The organism is Parabacteroides chongii, assembly GCF_029581355.1.
In the GTDB taxonomy this organism is placed as follows: domain Bacteria; phylum Bacteroidota; class Bacteroidia; order Bacteroidales; family Tannerellaceae; genus Parabacteroides; species Parabacteroides chongii.
Genome location: NZ_CP120849.1, coordinates 5,108,328 through 5,131,641, shown reverse-complemented (window position 1 = coordinate 5,131,641; position 23,314 = coordinate 5,108,328). Strand labels below are relative to the sequence as shown.

Below are 23,314 nucleotides of genomic sequence, written 5' to 3'. Positions count from 1 at the left end.
ATGTGTGGAACTTGCGGGTGTGGAGAACACCATCATCATCACGAACACGACCATACTCATGATCATGGCCATGAACATCATCATCACCACCACGATGAAGATAAGGTAATAACACTTGAACAGGATATACTTCAGCGAAACAATCTGCTTGCTGAACGCAACCGCGGTTATTTTGAGGCAAAAGAAATCTTTTGCCTGAACCTGATGAGTTCGCCCGGTTCCGGAAAGACGACATTGCTGGAAGAAACCGTCCGTCGTTTGAATGGGAAACTGCCGCTGTATGTTATCGAAGGCGACCAGCAGACATCCAACGATGCAGACCGTATTGCGGCTTTGAATATCCCGGTTTTCCAGGTGAATACCGGAACAGGCTGCCACCTGGAGGCAGATATGGTGAACCATGCCGTCAAACATCTTTCTCCGGCAAATGGCTCGATATTGTTTATTGAAAATGTCGGTAATCTGGTTTGCCCTGCCATGTTCGATTTGGGAGAGGCAAAGAAAGTCGTTATCGTAAGTACGACCGAAGGGGATGACAAGCCGTTAAAATACCCGCATATCTTTGCGGAAGCAGATGTCTGTGTGATCAATAAGACAGACCTCGCACCCTATCTCAATACAAATATAGAGACATTGAGGAATAATGCTTTAAAGGTAAATCATCATTTGGAAGTATTCGAAGTGTCGGCTACGAAAGGCGACGGGATGGATGCCTGGTGTGACTGGTTATGCCGGGAATGCACAAAATGTAAATAAATAACCCTGAATCCGATGAATAAATAGATGAAAAAAGCTATATTTGTTCCGGTTCACTGAATTAAATAATCAAAATGTTATGATTAACCGAGAATTAATCGACCCGAAGAGCATAGTCGTTGTAGGCGGCTCAAATAATGTACACAAGCCGGGCGGGCGTTTGGTACGAAATCTCCTCGATGGTAAATATAAAGGAGAACTGTATGTTGTGAATGCGAAGGAAGACGACGTGCAAGGTCTGAAGTCATATCATTCCGTAAACGATATACCGGATACGGAAATGGCTATCATATCGATTCCCGGTCCTTCCTGTCCTGAAGCTGTCGATATATTAGCGAAGCAGAAGAATGTAAAAGCTTTTATCGTAGTCTCTGCCGGATTCGGCGAGGAGACTCATGAAGGGGCGATCCTGGAGAACCGGATGCTCGAAAGTGTGAATGAAGCAGGAGCATCCATGATCGGTCCGAACTGCATCGGACTGATGAATATGAATTTTCATGGTGTATTTACACAACCTATACCCGAATTTCATCCGGACGGAGTGGATTTTATCTCCAGTTCCGGTGGTACGGCACTTTTCATTATTGAGTCGGCGTTGACAAAAGGTTTGCGCTTCTCGTCTGTTTGGTCTGTAGGTAACTCCAAGCAGATCGGAGTGGAGGAGGTGATCGAATACATGGACCGCCATTTCGATCCCGTACTCGATTCGAAAATCAAGATGCTGTATATCGAACAGATCAAGAATCCCGACAAACTGCTTTATCATGCTTCTTCGCTGATCCGCAAAGGATGCCATATCGCAGCGATCAAAGCGGGAAGTACGGAGTCCGGCAAACGTGCCGCCTCTTCACATACCGGTGCGATTGCCAGTTCCGATTCGGCTGTCGAGGCATTGTTCCGTAAAGCGGGTATCGTGCGTTGTTTCAGCCGTGAAGAACTGACGACTGTTGCCAGTATCTTTACCTTGAAAGATGTAAAAGGGAAGAATTGCGCTATCATCACACATGCCGGAGGGCCGGCTGTTATGTTGGCCGATGCTCTTTCGAAAGGCCGTCTGAATGTTCCTAACCTGGAAGGGCCTGTTGCTGCGGAATTGAAATCCAAGTTATATCCGGGAGCAGCAGTAGGTAATCCAATCGATATTATCGGAACCGGAACGCCGGAACATCTGGCTACGGCAATCGATTATTGCGAAAATCATTTCGAGGAAATCGATTTGATGATGGTCATTTTCGGAAGTCCCGGACTGGTCAAATTATATGACGCTTATGAAGTGCTTCATAAGAAGATGGAAGAATGTAAGAAGCCTATCTTCCCGGTATTGCCTTCTATCGTGACAGCCGGACCGGAAGTGCGTAGCTTCGTTAAAAAAGGGCATGTGAATTTCTCGGATGAAGTAACATTGGGTACAGCACTTTCGCGTGTGCTCAATACGCCGAAGCCGATGAGCACGGATATACAACTCTACGGAGTCAATGTGCCTGAAGTACGCCGCATCATCGACCAGCTCCCGTCAAACGGGTATCTGGCTCCCGAACAGGTCCGTACCTTATTGGGTGCTGCCAATATTCCGCTGGTGGAAGAGTTTACTTCGACCGATAAGGATGAGTTGATTGCTTTTGCCAAACGGGTAAAGTTCCCGGTTGTGGCCAAAGTGGTCGGTCCGGTGCATAAAAGTGATATCGGAGGTGTCGCCCTGAATATCCGTAGCGAAGAGCATCTGTTGTTTGAGTTTGAACGTATGATGCGTTTGCCGGATGTGACGGCTGTCATGGTACAGCCCATGTTGAAAGGGCAGGAATTGTTCCTGGGTGCTAAATATGAAGAAGGTTTCGGGCATGTGATCCTTTGCGGTCTGGGCGGAATCTTTGTCGAAGTGCTGAAAGATGTATCTTATGGTCTGGCACCTTTGTCGTATGATGAGACTTTTTCAATGATCCGTTCTTTGCGGGGATATCCGATTATAAAAGGAACGCGTGGACAGAAAGGTATCGACGAACAACAGTATGCCGATATTATCGTCCGTCTTTCTACAATACTGCGTTTTGCGTCTGAAATAAAAGAAATGGATATCAATCCGCTTCTGGCGACCGACCGTGGATTGTTTGCGGTAGATGCCCGTATCCGGATAGAAAAATAAATCTGACAAATAAAAAAGGGGAATTGAAAACATAAGCCTGTCGATTGTTTCAATTCCCCTTTTATTTATATTGTCATTATTCCGTCTCTCTTCTTCTCCGCTTTCGTCCGGGATGGGAAGGTGAAATATTGTTTCTGACAAAATTTTTAAAACAACTGAGCGATACCTGGTAGAACTCGGCTAATTCGGCATAGGTCGCATTTTCTCTGTTGAGTTCCTTTTCTATCTGCTCTTTCTGAGCCATCAGATGATCCATTTTAGGAGTTCCTTTCGGTCGTCCGAGGACTTTACCCCGGCTTCTGGTTATCTCCAGCGATTCTTTTGTTCGTGTCGAGATCAGTTTGCTTTCGATTTCCGAAACCAGCCCGAAAGTAAATGCTAACGTCTTGCTGTCAACGTTATTTTCAAAAGTATAGCCCTCTTTGAGACAATAAAGGGTTATCTTTTTCTCAATACATAATAAGATCAAATGCATAATTTCCATCAACCTCCGGCTCAGGCGTGTAACATCGGCTACAATCAGTGTGTCGCCAGCGTTCATATTCTTGATTATTTCTTCAAGCCTGTTTTTGTGTCGTGAGGAGGTCGTACGTGTATCTTTATGCCATTTATCTATAGAAATGTTATTGTTTGCGGCAAACTGTTCAATCGCATTTTTTTGATTGTCACTTTGTTGCTTGTTTGAATATGTTCGTGTATAGGCAATTATCATACTGTTTTCAATGTTGATATGTTTATATTATAACATATTGTCTAGCAATATGTTCATCCTTATTTTTCTCTTCTTTCTGCTGTTTTTCCTCCTTTCCTTTAAATCATGTAAATAAACAGATGCGAAAATAATCAATTAAAAAAGAACACGAAATATTTGGAGGATAAAAATAAATGCTTACCTTTGCACCGCAATCGACAATAAAGGGGTTGTAAAACGGGGTGTAGCGCAGTCCGGTTAGCGCACCTGCTTTGGGAGCAGGGGGTCCCAGGTTCGAATCCTGGTACCCCGACAGGTGAAGAGAATCAACGTGTGTTGGTTCTCTTTTTTATTTAATTCAATTTATTATTGGCATTGGCGGATTCTTTTTCTTATAGTTTTTTGTATTTATACTGTCATACTATCATTAAAACATTTTGAGCCCTGAATATCAATATGTGTATTGATGATGGTTGCTCGGGATAACTATCATGGCAACTATCACTACTATCATTTTTTCGTCAGGACTATTTCTTTTTTTAATAACATTACTACTTATTTATTACAGAATAGGCGGATTTCTTTTCTGAGACCCCCATTTTATCCCTTTTCACACCCGGGTGCGGACGATGCAGAGACCCGGGTGTGAAGGGAGCCGACACCCGGATCTCAATAAGAATATCTCGTTATCTTCTTGAAAATAAATAGTATGCTATGTGATAAAATACAGGCATCTTCGTGATAGTGTGATAGTATTATTTTCGTGTATCATCTCTACTATCACAGGAGTGTATATAATGAATATCAATTAATGTAAGAAGAAAAGTGATAGTGTGACAGTTGTTTCTTGTTCATCGTGATATGTCTATTTAATTCGCTTCTTCAGTTTTTCTTTTAATTTCAATGAAATTATTATAGTTAATGAATATAGTATTATCTTTGCAAACCGGCTGCGTGTAAAGTATAATCATATTTTACAGATACTCTGTATGCATACTTTTGATTCATGAAATTAAAACAAATAAATCTTATTTAAGATGTATAGAACAAGAACATGTGGAAACTTGCGCCTGGCAGACGAAGGTCTGGTGGTTACTTTAGCCGGATGGGTGCAGAGAACTCGTAAGATGGGCGGTATGACATTTGTCGATCTCCGTGACCGTTATGGTATAACCCAGTTGGTATTCAACCAGGAAGTGGATGCCGATCTTTGCGAAAAGGCAAACAAACTGGGACGCGAGTATGTTATTCAGGCAACAGGTACGGTTAGGGAACGTTCCAGTAAGAACAAAAATATCCCGACTGGCGATATCGAACTGATCGTTTCGGAGATGAATATACTGAACGCGGCGGCTACTCCTCCTTTCACTATCGAAGACGAAACGGACGGGGGCGATGACCTGCGTATGAAATACCGTTATCTGGATTTGCGTCGTAACGCAGTTCGTAAAAACCTCGAATTGCGCCACCGCATGGCTTTTGAAGTTCGTAACTATTTGGATAAACAGGGATTTTTGGAAGTGGAAACTCCGGTACTGGTCAATTCGACTCCCGAAGGTGCACGTGACTTCGTGGTTCCTTCACGAATGAATCCGGGACAGTTCTATGCATTGCCACAGTCTCCGCAGACCTTGAAGCAGTTGTTGATGGTGTCTGGCTTCGACCGTTATTTCCAAATCGTTAAATGTTTCCGTGACGAAGACCTGCGTGCCGACCGTCAGCCGGAATTTACACAGATCGACTGTGAAATGAGTTTCGTTGAACAGGAAGATGTGCTGAATATCTTTGAAGGTATGGCAAAACATTTGTTTAAGGTGATCCGTGGTGTCGAGATCAAAGAGCCGTTCCTGCGTATGAGCTGGCACGATGCAATGAAATATTATGGTAGCGACAAGCCCGACTTGCGTTTCGGTATGAAGTTTGTCGAATTGATGGATGTCATGAAAGGGCATGGCTTCTCTGTATTCGACGACGCGGCTTATATCGGTGGTATCTGTGCCGAAGGGGCAGCGACCTATACACGCAAACAGTTGGATGCACTGACTGAATTTGTAAAACGCCCGCAGGTAGGAGCAAAGGGGATGGTATATGCCCGCGTGGAAGCCGACGGAAACGTGAAATCGAGTGTGGATAAATTCTATACACAGGAAACTTTGCAGCAGATGAAGGAGGCTTTCGGTGCAAAACCGGGCGACCTGATCCTGATTCTTTCCGGCGACGATGCGATGAAGACACGCAAACAGCTTTGCGAATTGCGTCTTGAAGTGGCAAGCCAGTTGGGATTGCGCGATAAGAATAAGTTCGCTTGTCTGTGGGTTGTTGACTTCCCGCTGTTCGAGTGGAGCGAAGAAGATCAGCGTTTCTACGCTATGCACCATCCGTTTACATCTCCGAAACCGGAAGATATTCCGTTGCTGGATACGGATACCGGAGCTGTACGTGCGAATGCTTACGATATGGTTATCAATGGTGTTGAAGTGGGCGGCGGTTCTATCCGTATCCATGACAGCAAATTGCAGGATAAGATGTTCCAGTTACTGGGATTCACTGAAGAGAGAGCACAGTCTCAGTTCGGCTTCCTGATGAATGCTTTCAAATATGGAGCACCCCCTCACGGAGGTCTGGCTTATGGTCTGGACCGTTGGGTTTCGTTGTTTGCCGGTCTCGATTCGATTCGCGACTGTATCGCATTCCCGAAGAACAACTCCGGTCGCGATGTCATGCTCGATGCACCGTCGGTTATCGACGATTCGCAGCTGGATGAATTGTGCCTGAAAGTAGACGTAAAAGAATAATTTATTGCTTATGATACGGATAAAGGATGTACTGAAAGAATTAGAGCAATATGCTCCGTTGCCATTGCAGGAAAGCTTTGACAATGCAGGTGTACAGGTTGGCGATGTAAACCAGCTTGCAACCGGTGCGCTTCTGTGTCTCGATGTCACCGAGGAGGTGGTGGACGAGGCGATAGAACTGGGGTGTAATCTGATCATTTCCCATCATCCTTTAGCCTTTAAAGCGTTCAAGTCATTGACAGGCTCTACCTATATTGAGCGCTGCATGATGAAAGCCTGCAAGTATGACTTGGTGATCTATGCCGCTCATACCAATCTCGATAATGCAGCGGGCGGAGTGAATTTCCGTTTGGCAGAACTGATCGGTTTGGAAAACGTGCGTGTGCTGAGTCCTCAGAAAGGGGCTTTGCTGAAATTGGTTACATTCGTGCCCGAAGCGTATGCCGAACTGGTACGGACTACCTTGTTCAATGCGGGTGCCGGAACTGTAGGAGCTTATGATTCATGTAGTTTCAACCTGGCAGGGAACGGAACTTTCCGTGCCGGCGAAGGTACAAACCCGTTCTGTGGTGAAGTAGGGGAGTTGCATGTCGAACGTGAGATCCGTATCGAGACGATATTGCCTGCTTTCCGTAAGCCGACGATCACACGCGCTTTGCTTTCCGTTCATCCGTATGAAGAGCCGGTATTCGATTTCTACCCGTTGAGCAATACCTGGGAACAGGTCGGCTCGGGCGTCGTGGGCGAGTTGCCGGAAGAAGAGGACGAACTGGCTTTCCTGCAACGGATAAAAGACCTGTTTCAGGTTGGTTGCGTGAAGCATTCAGCCTTTACGGGTAAACCGATACGCGAGGTGGCGTTATGTGGCGGCAGCGGCGCGTTCCTGGTGAAAGACGCGATTGCCTATGGTGCGGACGTATTCATTACGGGGGAGGCCAAATACAATGACTTTTATGATGTAGAAGATCGTATTCTGCTGGCTGTAATAGGCCATTATGAATCCGAAGTATGTACAAAAGACATCTTTTATAACATAATATCGAAAAAATTCCCTACCTTTGCCGTACATTTTTCGAATGTTAATTCAAACCCGGTAAAATATTTATAGAATGGCTACAGATAAACAATCAGCTGAAAAAGAGTATACAGTTGAAGAAAAGCTTTCTACGCTTTATCAACTTCAGACGATGATGACTGAGATTGATAAGATCAAAACGCTTCGTGGAGAGCTTCCCCTGGAAGTTCAGGACCTGGAAGATGAGATTGCAGGATTGGAAACCCGTCTTCAAAACTATCAGTCGGAGATCCAGGATTATGAGAATGCTGTTGTTGAACAGAAACACAGAATTACAGAATCTACCGGACTGATCGAGAGATATAAATCGCAACTGGATAACGTGCGCAATAACCGTGAATTTGATAACCTGTCAAAGGAAATCGAATTCCAGGGACTTGAAATCGAATTTTCTGAAAAGAAGATCCGCGAATTCGGTGAGTCGATTAACCATAAGAAAGAAGAGATCTCCCAGCTCTCTGAAAGACTGGATGGCCGTAAGGCTGACCTGGTTCAGAAGAAGAGTGAATTGGAAGAGATCATTTCTGAGACTAAGCAGGAAGAAGAAAGATTACGTGAAAAGGCTAAAAAGTTGGAAACAACGATCGAGCCTCGTTTGCTTACTGCTTTCAAACGTATCCGTAAAGGTGCCCGTAACGGTTTGGCTGTCGTTTATATCCAGCGTGATGCCTGTGGTGGTTGCTTTAACAAGATCCCGCCCCAGAAACAAATGGATATCAAGTTGCGTAAGAAAGTGATCGTTTGCGAATACTGCGGACGTATCATGATCGACCCGGAACTGGCAGGTGTAGAAGAATAAATACTGATACAGTAGATAAAAGCTTGTGGCTTTAGCTGAATGATATATGTTTGGCTAAAGCCATAATTTTATATGGCAGATGAGAAATATTGTTCGTGCATATATAGAGAAGCAGCAGCTGTTGTCTGCTGACAGGCCTGTGCTGGTTGGACTGAGTGGAGGAGCTGATTCGGTTGCTTTGCTTGCTTTGCTTGTGCAGTTGGATTTTCCATGTATTGCTCTCCATTGTAATTTCCATCTGCGTGGTGATGAATCTGTGCGTGATGAACGGTTTGCCGAAGATATGGCATGCAGGCTGCATGTGCCTTTCCATAAAATAGATTTTGATACGACTGCCTATGCGACGGAACATCATCTATCTATCGAGATGGCAGCCCGTGAACTGCGTTACAGTTGGTTTGAAGAAATGAGGCAGCGCTGGGAGGCACAGGCTATTGCTGTGGCGCATCATCGTGATGATAGTGTGGAAACGGTGTTGATGAACCTGGTGCGGGGGACAGGGGTCCGTGGACTGGGAGGTATCCGTCCGAAAAACGGGTATGTGGTGCGTCCGTTGCTGACGGTCAGCCGCAGCGAGATACTGGACTGGCTGGAAGAACAGCAGTTACCCTATGTTACCGACAGTACCAATCTTTCGGATGCTTATACACGTAACTTTATCCGTCTTCGCGTACTTCCTTTATTGGAGGAATTGAATCCCTCCGTACGGTCGGCGATAGCGCGCACAGCCGATCATTTGGCAGAAACTGAAACTATCTACCTGCATGTGGTAGAGAAAGCCCGTCGGGAACTGATGGAAGCGGGGAGCCGTATCCCGATTATCCGTTTACTTCGGTATCCTTCGCCCGCAACAATCCTCTATGAATTGTTGAAGCCATATGGTTTTTCCCGTCAAGTAGCCGATGATGTATTCCGTTCATTGGAGAAAGAGTCGGGTAAAATGTTCTATTCATCCGATTATTGTTTATTGAAAGATCGTGAATATCTGCTGCTGGAACCGAGAAAACAAGAAGCCGTTGTGGAATATGTGTTTACGGCGGAAGATATTTTGGAGGATATCTGGCGTGGTCCGATTGAACTTTCTTTCTTTAAATCTGTTATTACTAATGACTTCTGTATCCGGAAAGATAAGCATATCGCTTATTTCGATTACGACAAACTCTCTTTTCCCCTGACATTGCGTAAATGGAAAGAAGGGGACTGGTTCATTCCTTTTGGGATGAAAGGCCGTAAGAAATTGAGTGATTATTTTTCCGATCATAAATTCAGTCGTATGGATAAGGAGCGGACGTGGCTTCTTTGTAGCGGTGAAAACATTCTCTGGATTGTGGGAGAGCGCTCCGATAATCGCTTCTGTCTCGACAAAACGACTAAGAGTGTGCTAATTGTGAATTTTTTTTCGACAAAAATAACAGAATAACTAAAAATCTTTATACATTTGCAAAGATTTACTCCGCAGATGTGTTACTAATGATTCAAATTAGCTAAACAATCCGGTTTTTACATTGAAATTTTTATTATCAAAAACTATTAAGATACAATGATAGCGGTAAGCACGTGTTGTACAATCTTTGATCGTGTGCCGTTTTTATTACTCACTTCTCAATATGCAGAAATATAACATTCTAGAACTAAATGAAAAACTCCTTCCTGAATTGCAGAGTATAGCGGAAGAGTTAGGAATTAAGAAGATAAGTTCTTTGAAAAAAGAAGAACTTGTTTATCGTATTCTTGATGAACAGGCTATCTCATATGCAGGTTTACAGGCAGAAAAGGAGAAAGAAAAAGAAGCTAAGAAAGCTGAAAAGCAAACGAAAGCAAAGAAGCCTTCTAAAACGGCGGTAGCGAAAGCTCCGAAAACCGAAAGCAAATCGAAAGCTGCAAAGTCCGAAACGGCTGCGGTTGTAGCTCCTGAAGCCACACAGCCGGCTGAAGAAAAGAAAGTAGCGGTTGCCGTAGAAAAGAAGGAACAGCCCGAGCGTAAGAAAAGAGTACGCATTGAAAAGAAAGAAAAAGTGGCAGGTGCAGTTGTACCGGCTAATCAGACCGACGATGTAAAGGTTACTAAAACTCCTCAGACTGTCTCTACGGAAGTAGCTGTGGAAAAACCTTTGTTGCCGCCGGTTGTGGTTGAAGGTGCTCCCGAAGAGTTGCCGGCAGTAGAAGTTGTTCCTGAAATTCCGGCAGTACCGGTACAGAAAACAGCTGAAGTACCGGCTGTTGAAACTCCGGCAGCCAACGAACCTAAAAGAGTTGTATTCAGACACCCTGACACCAAGTCGGTTCTCGATCAACTTTTCCCGTTCTCTCCTTCACCTGCTAAACAGGAAAAAGCAGCTCCGCAACAACCTGAACAGCAGAATGCCCCGCAGCAGCCGCAACAGCAACAGCAGCAAAATGCTCCCCGTCAGAATAATAACAGACAGAACAACCAGAATAATCACAATAATCAGCGCAACAATACTAATGCATCGCAAGACAAGCAGTACGAATTTGATGGAATTCTGATTGGTACGGGTGTATTGGAAATGATGCAGGATGGTTACGGTTTTCTGCGTTCGTCGGATTATAACTACCTGACTTCTCCGGATGACATCTATGTATCACAGTCACAGATCAAACTGTTTGGTTTGAAGACAGGTGATGTGGTAGAAGGTGCTATTCGTCCTCCGAAAGAAGGTGAAAAATATTTCCCGCTGGTAAAAGTCGACAAGATCAATGGCCGTTCACCGGAAGATGTACGCGACCGTGTTCCTTTCGATCATTTAACACCGCTTTTCCCGGATGAAAAGTTCATGCTTACGGCCCGTAAAGCTCCGAAAGTATATGATAATATAGCTGTTCGTGTAGTCGATCTGTTCTCGCCGATCGGTAAAGGACAACGTGGTCTGATCGTGGCACAGCCTAAGACCGGTAAGACGATGTTGCTGAAAGATATCGCTAATGCGATTGCTGCAAACCATCCGGAGGTATATATGATCATCCTGTTGATCGACGAACGTCCTGAAGAAGTAACCGATATGGCTCGTAGCGTAGATGCTGAAGTGATTGCCTCTACTTTCGATGAACCGGCAGAACGCCATGTGAAGATTGCCGAGATCGTATTGAACAAGGCAAAACGTATGGTGGAATGTGGTCACGATGTGGTAATCCTTTTGGACTCGATCACTCGTTTGGCACGTGCTTACAACACGGTTCAACCTGCTTCCGGTAAGGTTCTTTCCGGTGGTGTGGATGCGAACGCATTACAGAAACCGAAACGTTTCTTCGGTGCTGCCCGTAACATTGAGAACGGCGGCAGCCTGACGATTCTGGCAACGGCATTGACTGAAACAGGTTCGAAGATGGATGATGTGATCTTTGAAGAATTTAAGGGAACAGGTAATATGGAATTGCAGTTGGATCGCAAGCTGTCTAACAAACGTATTTATCCGGCTGTCGATATCACTGCGTCAAGTACTCGTCGCGATGATCTGTTGCAGGATGAAAGTACGCTGAACCGTATGTGGATACTTCGTAAATACCTGTCGGATATGAACTCGATCGAAGCAATGGAGTTTGTAAAGAAACGTATGGAGCAGACGTATGACAATATGGAGTTCCTGGCTTCCATGAACGGATAATCCGGAATAAAATAGATAATAAAAAAGGGGTGCATCGATATGCATCCCTTTTTTTGTTATCCGATATTTGAAGTTCTATATTTCAGGATTCTTTTTTAGGTCTTCCGCAACGGTTTCCGTTACCGGGCTTTCCTCCCGGACGGTTACCTGGTCTGCCTCCTCCGTTGCCTTCTTTACGTGGACGTCCGCGTCCGCGACGCATGTTTCCGTATTTTTCAGGCTCGTATAGCGGTGTTTCACCAAACTTAGGATCGACGGGAATCTTGTATACTTCCTTTTCCAGGAAATCCTCGATGCGTTTGAACTGGGCTTGTTCTTCTATGCTGATAAATGTGATAGCCAGTCCTTCGCCTCCGGTTCCACGGGCTGTACGGCCGATGCGGTGTACGTAATCTTCCGGGTCGTGAGGTATATCATAATTGATTACCAGTTTGATGTCATTGATATCGATACCGCGTGAAACAACGTCGGTGGCAACCAGTATGTCGATGTGTCCGTTTTTAAATTCTTTCATCACCTCTTCACGCTGGGACTGCTCCAGGTCGGAGTGCATGGCAGCGACGTTAAACTTCATCCGTTTCAGTGTGGCTGAAAGTTCTTTTACCTTCATCTTGGAGGAGGAGAAGATGATGACGCGCTGCGGGCGGCTTTGAAGGAAGAGGTCTTCAAGTATCTTTAGCTTTTGAGGATCGTAGCAAATATAAGCTGTTTGCATGATCGTTTCGGGTGGGCGGGAGATGGCGATCTTGACTTCTTCGGGATTCTTCAGGATTGTTTTAGCTAGTGTCCGGATTTTAGGGGGCATGGTGGCAGAGAACATAATGGTCTGGCAGGTAGGAGGCAGCTGCTTTTGTACCTGCATGATGTCGTCGTAAAATCCCATATCCAGCATACGGTCGGCTTCATCGAGAACAAAATAGGAGACCTGTGAAAGGTCTACAGTTCCCAGTTTCAGGTGCGATAATAAACGCCCCGGAGTGGCGATAACGATATCGGCACCCATCTCCATTCCTCGTTTTTGTTGTTCCCAGGCTACTCCGTCAGTCCCGCCGTATACGGCTACAGCCGAAACCGGAACGAAATAAGTAAATCCTTCTATTTGCTGGTCTATTTGTTGAGCCAGCTCGCGGGTAGGAGCCATAATAACAGCGTTAACGGCATTATCCGGATGATTACCCTTACTTAATTCATTGATCAGAGGCAATACATAGGCAGCCGTCTTTCCTGTACCGGTTTGTGCACAGGCAATGATATCCTTCCCTTCTAATATTACTGGAATCGTTAATTCCTGTACAGGAGTTGTTTCCAGAAAATTCATAGCATCGAGACCGTCTAATACGGCCTCTTCCAAATCCAATTCGTCAAATCTCATCTTCTATCATTAAATTCACCGTAAAGGTAAATAATATTTGTCAAATTCTATACTAGTAATGTTGGCTCTTGTAATAAATGTCTTGTATTTTTCTATAAGCTTTGAAAATTCATATCTATCTATGGTACTGTACCATAAAAAATTAATATCTTTATGCCCATATTGGAAAAATTGCAAGTTATTATGGGAACAAATGATAGCTTTGACGGCTTTCAGAAGAAGGCAACCTTAAATGAATTAGATACTGTTCATGAGTTGCTTAACACGATATTAGATCATTTGCCTTTGGGAGTGTTTGTAAAAGATCCGGAGAATCATTACAATTATCTCTACTGGAACAGATTTATGGAAGAGATTACAGGGATTGATACTTCTCAGATCGAGGGGCATGATGACTCTGAAGTACATTATAATGCGTTAATGTCGATAGAAGAGCGGTTGGAGGTAGATAAAAATGTTATCAGTTCGGGTAAAGTGGCTGAATTTCATGGTTGGCTCAAGACAGCTTCCGGTGATACCAAATATATTGAAGTGGCCAAGTACCCGATTTCTTTAAGTAACGGAAAACCTCTGTTGCTCGCCTTGTGGAGTGATGCCACAGTAAAGCGGGCAATAGAAAAACGCCTGGAAAGTGAGCGCGATAAAGCTGAACTGGCTGATAAGTTGAAATCAAAATATCTGGCAGACATGAGTCATGAGATCCGCACACCTTTGAACGCAATAACCGGCTTTTCGGAGATGATGGCGTTTGCGGATACAGACGAAGAGCGTATGTCTTATTATGAGATTATCAAAGCGAATAATCAGTTACTCATGCAGCTGATCAACGATATCCTCGACCTCTCAAAGATTGAAGCTGATGCGATAAAGATCAGTTATGCTCCGATCGACCTGAATGAAATGATGGACACGACGTATGCTTCTATAAAACCCCGTATGCCGAAAGATGTGAAACTGATCCTCGAAAAGGGATTGGACAGATGTACTTTTGGTGCCGACTATGTCCGTTTACTCCAGTTGATCAATAATCTGGTCAATAATGCGATCAAGAATACGAAAAAGGGCAGTATCACAATGGGGTATAAATCCTTAGGCGATGGTAAGCTGAACTTTTATGTAAAAGATACCGGACAAGGAATAGCAGAGGCACAGTTACAGAATCTGTTCAACCGTTTTGTCAAAGTAAATGACTATGTGGAAGGTATAGGTTTGGGGTTGGCTATTTGTAAAGGACTTGTTACGAAGATGGGCGGCACTATCCAGGTTGAATCGAAGCTGGGCGAAGGGTCTACCTTTTCGTTCATTTTGCCTTCACATGCCTGGTGATGTTGTTTTAAAGTAATTACTTCTTTCCGTAGTAGCGTTTGTATATCTGGTCATACAGACCGCTTTTCTTGATTTGCGACAGCCAGCTGTTCAGGCTGTCGAGCAGGATAGGGGAGTCTTTGCGTACAGCCCATGATTGAAGTTGGGTGAAACTGATATCTGTATCGATATCTATTTCGGGCAGATTTTCTTTGGACAGGCGGGCTATTTGCTGGTCACATACGGCATAATTGATATCCCCTTTGGCTACCATGATAGCCAATTGTTCACTGGAATATAGTTCGTCTTCCTTTACATAAATGGTATCGCCGATTTCATGTGCCAGGTTTTGCAGGCGCAACAAAGCGGGAGAGTTTTTAGGTATATACAAGGTCTTTTGTGCCAGATCGAGCTGATTACGAATCGGTTGGATACCGTTGTTGGCTTCTTTCGTACGTTGTACCAATACCTGTTTGTTGAAAACGATCGGTTCGGTAAACAGATAATTCTCTTTTATTTCACTGGTAATAGGAATGTTGCGGGCTATAACGTCGCATTGGTTATCCGATAGCTCCCTGAAACTTTCGGCAAGGCTCATTTCCAGCTGGGTCTGTACTTCCAGTCCCGAGAGGGCGGCAATCGCTTGGCTCAGTTCGTATTGGAAACCCTCAATAGTATCGCCGGCTATATAGTAACCGGATTGATTATATTCGGTTACCATTCGGAGGATACCCTCCTCCTTGATTTCCGGATAATCCCTCGGAGCGACAGGTTCTTTTTTGTACGGCCATAAACGGAACATGACTATCAGTATACATACCAACAGGATGATATAAACAACCAGCAACTTCCGGGATTTCATACGACTTAGTTATTAAATGTAACAGCAATACCCATTTTCAGCACCATCGGATTCAACGGATAGTGTGCTAGAGAGAAATAATTAGGCTCTGCAAACTTACTGCTCAGGTTATATGCCATAACGAAGAAACGAGCCTGTTTCAGGTGGAAGTTCACGTAAGCGTTGATCAACGGATAGTTGCCTACTTTTACTTCGTTCTGAACCTGGAACTGCTGGGTTGCCGGTTCGTAATACGGTGCATAATAAGCCGTGTTGTAATACACGTTGGCTCCCAGTTGAACTGTCAGTACTTTTGCCAGCTTAACGGCCAGATACATGTTCGAATAGGCGCTTAACGATGGAAGCGGAAGTACGCTTTTGTCGCTGCTCAATTGCCAGCAGGCTTCATTTTCCCATCCGAAAGCACGGAAACGGAAATCCTGTTTGATACGTGCACTGACAACCTGCAGGTTGCTTCCGTGCTGTACAGGGAATCCTTCTTTATTGAAATAAATATAGTTCTGAATACTTTCCACACCCGCTTTTAATGTCGTCTTTGAAGATTCCAGATAGACTTCACCTCCCGCATAGATTTGCTGTGTCATGTTAAAGTTCGGATTATCCCACCAAAAGTAACGGGAATGATTGTGACGCAGGTAAAAAGCCGGCGTTGTATTCTTGATGTAAGCATCCGCTTTGATGACGGCATCTTTCTTGAACAATTTGAAGCGCGTCTGCAAATCTCCGGTCACACGAAATTCACCGACATCGCTACCGACCATACACAGTTCACCCCGCGCATTATAAGTCAGGATACTACCCTGGCGTTTGGAGAGTTCCGCTCCGACATAGGTGGAAAATTCATCATAGATATCCGCTGTCGGTAGATTTTTCAGATCGACATTATCGACAGAGAAGTAGGGGCCTCGTCCGTATTCGCCATAATCGATTCCCTCAATTTTAGGCTCCAGTTTGAACCGGCGCTTTTCCAGTCGGACGAAAGCTGTCAGACCGAATTTTACCCAGTCCTGGAAACCTTCCCGCAACGAAAGACCGATCGTATTCTTCAGATTCCAGGAAGATGTCTGATCATCGAGTGTAGCCCCCAATCCATAGATGCGTGGAAAACGCAAACCATTGTCATCGACTATGTAAGACGAATCCATCAGGGCGGTATTGTCTGCAATGAAACGGCGGCGGTTATCTTCGTAATCGATCGTATGGATGATGCTGGATACCGGGACGAACATTTCTTTCGGATTCCCTTCTTCATCTGTTTCTTCCAGTTCACGAGTGAAGCCGAGGTTATATCGCTGGGTCAGGAAATATCGTTTTCCGCGTACACGGTTCCACGCATTTGTCAGATAACGGATATCATATGACTTGGTATCGGACGGACGTCCCTCCGGAAAATATTCGTCAGGATGGTTGATGGTAGAGTCATTATCCAATCCTCCGTTCTCGTAATTGACAAAGTTGAAGTTGCTTAATGAAGCATGCAATTCGTAACGATCGGTCTGGTAACTGCCGAAGAAACGGTAGCTTAATAGTTTGTTACCGTTGTTTTTATAATGCCCGCGACCATAAATATAATCGATATCGCCACCCACATTGATCTTCTTGCCGAAGTTCATTGTCATAGTCCCTTTCAACTGCTCCTCCTTGTTGGTACTACCACCTGCGGTAGTATACATAATGTTGGTGTAAGGGATTTTAGTGTTGTAGAAATAGGCATTTTCGGGTGTTGTGATATAATAGTCATAGGCATCCGCAAAGATGAAATCACGTGCCTCTTGCCGTTCGGAGAATATTTTGGTTTGTGCCGGAGAACCCAGGTTTGCCAGATAACCGATGGCAAGCGATTTGCTTTCAACCAATGTCGAATTACTGAAATTCAGTTTGTTTGTATCCAGTGGCGCTACATACGGTTCACCTAAAAAAGGAGTGAGCCGATAAGCCGTGATACGTTTGGAATTTAAAGCGGCGCTGTCTGCGACCAACAGGCTGTCCGGTATCTCTTTCTGTGATGATGTCAGGTTCGACAGGGAGAAGCCCCCACGTCTTCCTCCACCTCTCTGATCTGCCCGGCCACCTTCGCGCTGTGCCTGAACGGTTACGGCAGATACTATCAGCAACAATAATATGTATAAGCAATGCTTCATGGGTTGCAAAGATAAAACAAAAGGGCATTTCTACGAAAGAAACGCCCCTCTTTATATTCTTTTTGCAAGATTACATTTTCTGTATGATCTCCATGCCTTTCTTTATGGCAGCTTCGTTCATCGGGATCAACTTGTGATGACGTTCGGGCAGGGACTTCTTCAGGCCCAGCAGGACGTTTTCCAGTTTCACCATCGGAACGATCTTCAGCAAACCGCCTAAAATAAGCATGTTGAATGCTTTTTCATTCTTCATTTCCGTAGCTGCATCCATGGCATCTACCCGATAGATGTTGATGTCGGAGCGTTTAACCGGCGTATGAATACCATAGCCGTCATAGATCAGGATACCACCCGGCTTTACCTTGCTTTCGAACTTATCCATAGATGGCTGGTTCAGTACGATGGCGATATCATATTCATTCAAGATCGGAGAGCTGATAGGATCATCGCTCAAGATCACTGTCACGTTGGCTGTACCGCCACGTTGTTCCGGTCCGTATGAAGGCATCCAGGTCACTTCCTTGCCTTCCATCAAGCCTGAATAAGCAAGTATCTTACCCATCGACAGAACACCTTGTCCACCAAAGCCTGCTATAATTATTTCTTGTTTCATGTCGTTTTTGTATTTACTTATTCTTTGTTCTTCAAGTCTCCCAGCGGATAGAACGGGAACATGTTCTCTTCCATCCATTTGTTTGCTTTTTCAGGAGTCATCTTCCAGCCGGATGAACAGGTGGAAACGAATTCGACAACTGAAGTTCCTTTGCCGGCCATCGAGTTTTCAAAAGCTTTGCGAAGCATCTTTTTCGCTTTACGCACGGCTGCAGCAGTCTGTACACTCTGGCGCGTAACCAGGCAGGTACCTTCCAGCTGTGCCAGCAGATCGCCGATCTTCAGCGGATAGCCGTTCAGGGCGATGTTACGTCCGTAAGGGCAAGTCGCTGTCGGCATGCCTTCCAGTGTAGTAGGAGCCATCTGACCGCCGGTCATACCATAGATCGCATTGTTCACGAATACGATTACGATGTTTTCACCGCGGTTGGCAGCATGGATAGTTTCGGCTGTACCGATAGCGGCGAGGTCGCCGTCGCCCTGGTAAGTGAAGACCATCTTTTCCGGATTCAGGCGTTTGATCGCTGTTGCGATGGCAGGTGCACGTCCGTGAGCAGCTTCTTCCCAGTCGATATCCAGGTAGTTATATGCGAATACGGCGCAACCTACCGGGGAGACACCGATTGTTTTTTCTTCCATTCCCATTTCGGCGATCACTTCAGCGATCAGCTTGTGTATCACACCGTGGCTGCAACCGGGACAGTAGTGCATGGGATTGTCGTTCATCAATTCCGGCTTTGTATAGACCAGATTCTCCGGTTTAATTATTTCGTTGAGTTCCATAATTGTTGCTTAATTAACTAATAAATCTCAGTAGATATTGAACAAGTCTGAAGCATACGGCAGCCCCTCCGCAATAGAGGAATACATGACGGTCGTCGACTGCAAAATAGCAAACGATCGCTGCTGCTGCCAATACCATGAACAGGATTGTCAATATGCTGTCTGTTTTACTTCCGCGTATCATAGAAATTAGAATAACTTTTCTTTTAACGCGTTCAGTACTTCATCCGGAGTAAACACGATACCACCCAGGCGGCCGAAGTGTTCAACCTTTACTTTTCCGTTAACAGCCAGGCGGATATCTTCCACCATCTGGCCGGCATTCAATTCGACAGAAAGCATACCTTTCACCTTGTCGGCATAGGCGGCAATTGCTTTTGTCGGGAACGGCCACAACGTGATCGGGCGCAACAAGCCGAGTTTGATACCTTCTCCGCGTGCGATCTCTACCACTTTTTGGCAGATACGGGCAGAAGAACCGAAAGCAACCAGCAGATATTCCGCGTCGTCGCACTGGAACTCTTCGTAGCGTACTTCATTTTCTTCAATCTTACGGTATTTAGCCTGGAAGCGAAGGTTGTTTTCTTCCATCTTCGCCGGATCGAGTTCCAGTGAAGTGATCACATTGGCTTTACGATTTTTCGTTTTGCCTTGTACAGCCCACGGACATTCGGCGATGATCTCTTCTTCTGTCTTACGCGGACGGAAAGGAGGCATAACCACTTTTTCCATCATCTGGCCGATGATACCGTCGGCAAGGATAATAGCCGGATTGCAATATTTGAAAGCGAGGTCGAATCCTAATCCGACAAAGTCTGCCATCTCCTGTACGGAAGAAGGAGCAAGGGTGATCAGGCGATAGTCGCCGTGTCCGCCACCTTTCACTGTCTGGAAATAGTCTGCCTGGCTCGGCTGGATCGTTCCCAAACCGGGACCGCCACGCATGACGTTTACAATTAAACAAGGCAGTTCAGCACCTGCGATATAAGAAATACCTTCCTGTTTCAAGCTGACACCAGGACTGGAAGATGAAGTCATTACACGTTTGCCTGTACCGGCACCACCATACACCATGTTGATAGCTGCTACTTCACTTTCGGCTTGCAGTACTACCATTCCGGTTGTTTCCCACGGCATTTCGGCCATCAGGGTTTCCAGGATCTCCGACTGCGGAGTGATAGGATATCCGAAGTATCCGTCTACACCGTAGCGTATAGCTGCATGGGCGACGACTTCGTTTCCCTTCATTAATTTGATCTCTTCTGCCATATTTGTTTTATATTTTTACTTTGTAGATGGTTAAACAGCCGTCGGGACAAACCAATCCGCAACTGGCGCAACCGATGCAAGCATCAGGGTTTTTCATGTACACATAATGGTACCCTTTGTTGTTCACTTCACGCGGGTGTAATTCCAGTACATCGCTGGGGCAGGCAACTACGCATAAGTTGCACCCTTTGCAGCGTTCCTGGTTAACAACGACCGCTCCTTTTATCTTTGCCATAGTATAACTAATTATGTTTTATGTCGTGTAAGACCTACAAAGTTAAGAACTAATGTTATAAAAACAAGGGTTGTTTTGTTTTTTAGTTGACGGATGGTCGTCGGGAGGTGACAGTTTAATAATTTACACATTGATTTTTAAACTGTCGCTTGCCGATCTTCAGCCGTCGGTTATCGCTTGTTAATTATCCTGTTATCACTTGTCTGTAGCCGAATCCAGTCCGTACCGCTTCATTTTATTGAACAATGTTTTCCGGCTGATATTAAGAGCTTCGGCTGTCAGTGTCCGGTTGAAATTATGCTTCCGGAGCGTTTCGAGTATCAGTTCTTTTTCCATTTGCGCATTAATCTCCCGGATACTGTTTCCGCCGCTCCCTGCTACGGGTTGCTCTTCCGCCAGTTCGTATCCTTTCACCCGGTCGGGCAGATGTTCTGGGCGGATCGTGCCGTCGGTACAAAGTATCATGGCACTTTGTACGGCATTCTCCAGGTCGCGGACGTTTCCGGGCCAGTCGTAGGAACCAAGCAGCTTCACGGCTTCGGGCGTAATGGATTGTACGTCGAGACTCAATGTCCGGTTGTATTTGCGGATGAAGAAATTGGTCAGCAGGGGGATATCCTCTTTCCGTTCGCGAAGTGGCGGGAGGATAAGGGTAAAGACATTCAGGCGATAGAGAAGGTCGAGGCGGAAACGGCCCTCTTTCACCTCATCGTCCAGATTACGGTTGGTAGCTGCTACGATACGGACATCAACCGGGATTGCCTTTTTCCCTCCGATGCGGGTGATCTTCCGCTCTTCCAGTACGCGGAGCAGTTTCACCTGGGCATCCAAAGGCAGTTCACCTATTTCGTCCAGAAAAAGAGTTCCGCCGTCTGCCTGCTCGAAAGTACCGGCCTTTGCCTCTTTGGCATCCGTAAAGGCACCCCGTTCATGGCCGAACAGTTCGCTTTCCATCAATGTCAGCGGAATGGCTCCGCAGTTGATGGCAACGAACGGACCGTTGGCACGCAGGCTGTTGGAATGAATGGCACGGGCGATCAGTTCCTTTCCCGTACCGCTTTCGCCGTGGATCAGGACGGTGGCATTCGTTTCTGCTACCCGTCGCACCTGTATCATCGTTTGCCTGAGTCCGGTATTTTCTCCGATAACGGAGCTTTGTTTCTCGCCGAGTGTCTTCTTCAGCGTCGACAGTTCACCTTTCATCCGGCTGTGTTCAACGGCACGGCCCACGGTGAGCACCAGCTTGTCGTTATCGAACGGTTTTTCGATAAAATCGTACGCTCCTTTTTTTACTGCGTCTACCGCCAGGGAGATGGAACCGAAAGCCGTGACGAACAGGACGACCTGATTCGGGGAAATACGTTTGATCTCTTCCAATGCTTCCACGCCTGTCAGTACCGGCATCTGCTGGTCCAGCAGGATCACATCGGGATGGAAGGAGAGGAGTGCCTCTACCGCTTCCCGTCCGTTTTCGACAGGCATAACGTCGTATCCCTCATCTGTCAGCAGGCGGGCAATCATCTTGCGGATGCGCGGCTCATCGTCGGCTACTACTATTTTTGCTTTCATATACGTTGCGGTAGTTTTATGTTTATGCAAGTGCCTTTGCCTGGTGTACTTTTCACCTCGATCTCGCCTTCATGGCGTTTCACGATACCGTAGCAAATGGCTAATCCCAATCCGGTACCTTCCTCTTTTGTCGTGAAGAAAGGATTGAATACATTCTCGATGTCTTTCTGGTCGATCCCTTTTCCGGAATCTTCGAATGAGACGATCAGATAACGGGAATGCGTATTGATGGCAGCTCCCTTTTCTATACTTATTATTAATGTACGCGAGCGATCGGGAGTATTTTTACCCATGGCTTCGACGGCATTTAGAATAATGTTCAGGAAGACCTGCTTCAGTTGCTCCGTATCGGCCTGTATCGTTGTATTGTCGGTGAAGTATTCGAACTCCACTTCGACATTCTGTTTGCGTAGCGTGTTTGTCACCAGCAGGAGCGTCTGGTTGATCAGTTGCTCGATGTTTACCTCCGACGTATTCAGCTCCGAGGGGCGGGCGAACGACAGCAAGCCCTGTACGATCTTATTGATACGTTCCACTTCCGAGATCAGTTCCTCCATCATCTCCTTTTTTGTCGGATCGGCATTGAAGTCTTTGCTCAGATACTGGATCGTACTGCGAATGGCAGTCAGCGGATTCCGTATCTCGTGGGCGGCACCGGCTGCCAGCTCACCCAACGTAGCCAGGCGGTCTGTGCGGTACATCTTCTTCAGACGTTCGGTCTGTATCTCGTAGAGCGAAGCATGTTCGATGGCAAAAGTAGCCTGGTTGATCAGGATGGAGAGCAGTTTCAGTTCCTGCGGAGTGAAAGCGGTTCCGTCGGTTTTCTTTCCGATAAAGATCGTTCCGTTTATCTGGTTCATCACCTTTAGCGGGAAGATCAGTTCCGCATCCAGTTGCCGTAATGTTTCCTGTTCTTCCGGAGGAAAGTAAGCGATGATATCCGGATGTTCGGATACCGTCAGATGCTTTTCGTTTACCGACAGCCAGCTGATCAGGCGGCTCCGTTTGATCAGCGTCACCGGTTTGTTTCGGGTTTCGTTCTGCTGTTTGTAATTCCCCGTGTTCTCATCCAGCAGGAAAATATAAATACTTTCGACAGGACATATTTGTTTTACTTTGGCGGCGATGTTGCCGATAAGTAATTGCTTGTCGACAATCAGCGTAAGCGACTGATTGAACTCCGAAAGCAGTTGTTCCAGATTCGGTTGCTTGGGCTGTTCGTTCTTTCTGAATAGTGGCATGTTGTTTCTGATCTTTGTACAAAAGTATAAAAAACAGATGAATTTG

At 45.6% G+C, this 23,314-nt stretch carries 19 protein-coding genes and 1 tRNA gene; 9 read left to right on the top strand and 11 right to left on the bottom strand.

Annotated features, from left to right (window positions below; translation table 11 throughout):
• Together hypB and P3L47_RS19595 are read left to right on the top strand one after the other, a co-directional pair.
• Positions 1–756 (top strand): hydrogenase nickel incorporation protein HypB, encoded by a 756-nt coding sequence (gene hypB, locus P3L47_RS19600; protein WP_277781856.1) that lies wholly within the window; start codon positions 1–3, stop codon positions 754–756.
• A 79-nt stretch (positions 757–835) separates the two neighbouring features.
• Positions 836–2,896: an acetate--CoA ligase family protein gene (locus tag P3L47_RS19595; protein WP_277781855.1), complete on the top strand. Its 2,061-nt coding sequence runs from the start codon at positions 836–838 to the stop codon at positions 2,894–2,896.
• 76 nt (positions 2,897–2,972) lie between these two features.
• Here the strand turns inward: P3L47_RS19595 and P3L47_RS19590 are convergent, their stop codons facing one another.
• Positions 2,973–3,608 (bottom strand): recombinase family protein, encoded by a 636-nt coding sequence (locus P3L47_RS19590; RefSeq protein WP_122360418.1) that lies wholly within the window; start codon positions 3,606–3,608, stop codon positions 2,973–2,975.
• Positions 3,609–3,825: 217 nt separating this feature from the next.
• Here P3L47_RS19590 and P3L47_RS19585 point away from each other — a divergent pair.
• The 6 genes from P3L47_RS19585 (at position 3,826) to rho (ending at position 11,879) form a co-directional block, all read left to right on the top strand.
• Positions 3,826–3,900, top strand: a tRNA-Pro gene (locus P3L47_RS19585).
• A 724-nt stretch (positions 3,901–4,624) separates the two neighbouring features.
• Complete coding sequence (gene aspS / locus P3L47_RS19580; RefSeq protein WP_122360352.1) at positions 4,625–6,382, top strand: aspartate--tRNA ligase; 1,758 nt, start codon at positions 4,625–4,627, stop codon at positions 6,380–6,382.
• Between the two features lie 10 nt (positions 6,383–6,392).
• The gene (locus P3L47_RS19575) at positions 6,393–7,490 is read left to right on the top strand and encodes a Nif3-like dinuclear metal center hexameric protein (protein ID WP_277781854.1); all 1,098 of its coding nucleotides are present in this window, start codon (positions 6,393–6,395) and stop codon (positions 7,488–7,490) included.
• Between the two features lies 1 nt (position 7,491).
• On the top strand, positions 7,492–8,256 hold the full coding sequence (locus tag P3L47_RS19570) for a zinc ribbon domain-containing protein (RefSeq protein ID WP_122360350.1): 765 nt from the start codon (positions 7,492–7,494) through the stop codon (positions 8,254–8,256).
• Positions 8,257–8,335: 79 nt separating this feature from the next.
• Positions 8,336–9,676 carry a tRNA lysidine(34) synthetase TilS gene (gene tilS, locus P3L47_RS19565; RefSeq protein ID WP_277781853.1) on the top strand — a complete coding sequence of 447 codons (1,341 nt, stop codon included), beginning with the start codon at positions 8,336–8,338 and terminating at the stop codon, positions 9,674–9,676.
• Positions 9,677–9,863: 187 nt separating this feature from the next.
• Positions 9,864–11,879, top strand: coding sequence for a transcription termination factor Rho (rho, locus tag P3L47_RS19560; protein WP_277781852.1), 2,016 nt, complete (start codon positions 9,864–9,866; stop codon positions 11,877–11,879).
• An 82-nt stretch (positions 11,880–11,961) separates the two neighbouring features.
• Here the strand turns inward: rho and P3L47_RS19555 are convergent, their stop codons facing one another.
• Positions 11,962–13,251: a DEAD/DEAH box helicase gene (locus tag P3L47_RS19555; RefSeq protein WP_277781851.1), complete on the bottom strand. Its 1,290-nt coding sequence runs from the start codon at positions 13,249–13,251 to the stop codon at positions 11,962–11,964.
• Between the two features lie 183 nt (positions 13,252–13,434).
• On the opposite strand from P3L47_RS19555, the gene P3L47_RS19550 reads away from it, so the two are divergent.
• Entirely contained in the window at positions 13,435–14,577 is a 1,143-nt protein-coding gene (locus P3L47_RS19550) for an ATP-binding protein (protein WP_122360524.1), read from the top strand.
• A 16-nt stretch (positions 14,578–14,593) separates the two neighbouring features.
• Here the strand turns inward: P3L47_RS19550 and P3L47_RS19545 are convergent, their stop codons facing one another.
• The 9 genes from P3L47_RS19545 to P3L47_RS19505 all read right to left on the bottom strand — a co-directional run bounded on the left by P3L47_RS19545 (position 14,594) and on the right by P3L47_RS19505 (position 23,268).
• The gene (locus P3L47_RS19545; protein WP_122360347.1) at positions 14,594–15,418 is read right to left on the bottom strand and encodes a transporter substrate-binding domain-containing protein; all 825 of its coding nucleotides are present in this window, start codon (positions 15,416–15,418) and stop codon (positions 14,594–14,596) included.
• A gap of 5 nt (positions 15,419–15,423) precedes the next feature.
• Positions 15,424–17,559: a putative porin gene (locus P3L47_RS19540; RefSeq protein ID WP_122360346.1), complete on the bottom strand. Its 2,136-nt coding sequence runs from the start codon at positions 17,557–17,559 to the stop codon at positions 15,424–15,426.
• Positions 17,560–17,629: 70 nt separating this feature from the next.
• The gene (locus P3L47_RS19535; protein WP_122360345.1) at positions 17,630–18,172 is read right to left on the bottom strand and encodes a 2-oxoacid:ferredoxin oxidoreductase subunit gamma family protein; all 543 of its coding nucleotides are present in this window, start codon (positions 18,170–18,172) and stop codon (positions 17,630–17,632) included.
• 17 nt (positions 18,173–18,189) lie between these two features.
• Entirely contained in the window at positions 18,190–18,954 is a 765-nt protein-coding gene (locus P3L47_RS19530; RefSeq protein WP_007653276.1) for a thiamine pyrophosphate-dependent enzyme, read from the bottom strand.
• A 13-nt stretch (positions 18,955–18,967) separates the two neighbouring features.
• On the bottom strand, positions 18,968–19,138 hold the full coding sequence (locus tag P3L47_RS19525) for a hypothetical protein (RefSeq protein ID WP_199715370.1): 171 nt from the start codon (positions 19,136–19,138) through the stop codon (positions 18,968–18,970).
• Between the two features lie 5 nt (positions 19,139–19,143).
• Entirely contained in the window at positions 19,144–20,223 is a 1,080-nt protein-coding gene (locus P3L47_RS19520) for a 3-methyl-2-oxobutanoate dehydrogenase subunit VorB (RefSeq protein ID WP_122351577.1), read from the bottom strand.
• A 7-nt stretch (positions 20,224–20,230) separates the two neighbouring features.
• Complete coding sequence (locus P3L47_RS19515; RefSeq protein WP_007653280.1) at positions 20,231–20,458, bottom strand: 4Fe-4S dicluster domain-containing protein; 228 nt, start codon at positions 20,456–20,458, stop codon at positions 20,231–20,233.
• Between the two features lie 195 nt (positions 20,459–20,653).
• Positions 20,654–22,027, bottom strand: a complete 1,374-nt coding sequence (locus P3L47_RS19510; protein ID WP_277781850.1) for a sigma-54-dependent transcriptional regulator — start codon at positions 22,025–22,027, stop codon at positions 20,654–20,656.
• On the bottom strand, positions 22,024–23,268 hold the full coding sequence (locus P3L47_RS19505) for a GAF domain-containing sensor histidine kinase (RefSeq protein WP_277781849.1): 1,245 nt from the start codon (positions 23,266–23,268) through the stop codon (positions 22,024–22,026). Before P3L47_RS19505 ends, P3L47_RS19510 begins: the two co-directional genes overlap by 4 nt.
• Positions 23,269–23,314: the final 46 nt, after the last annotated feature.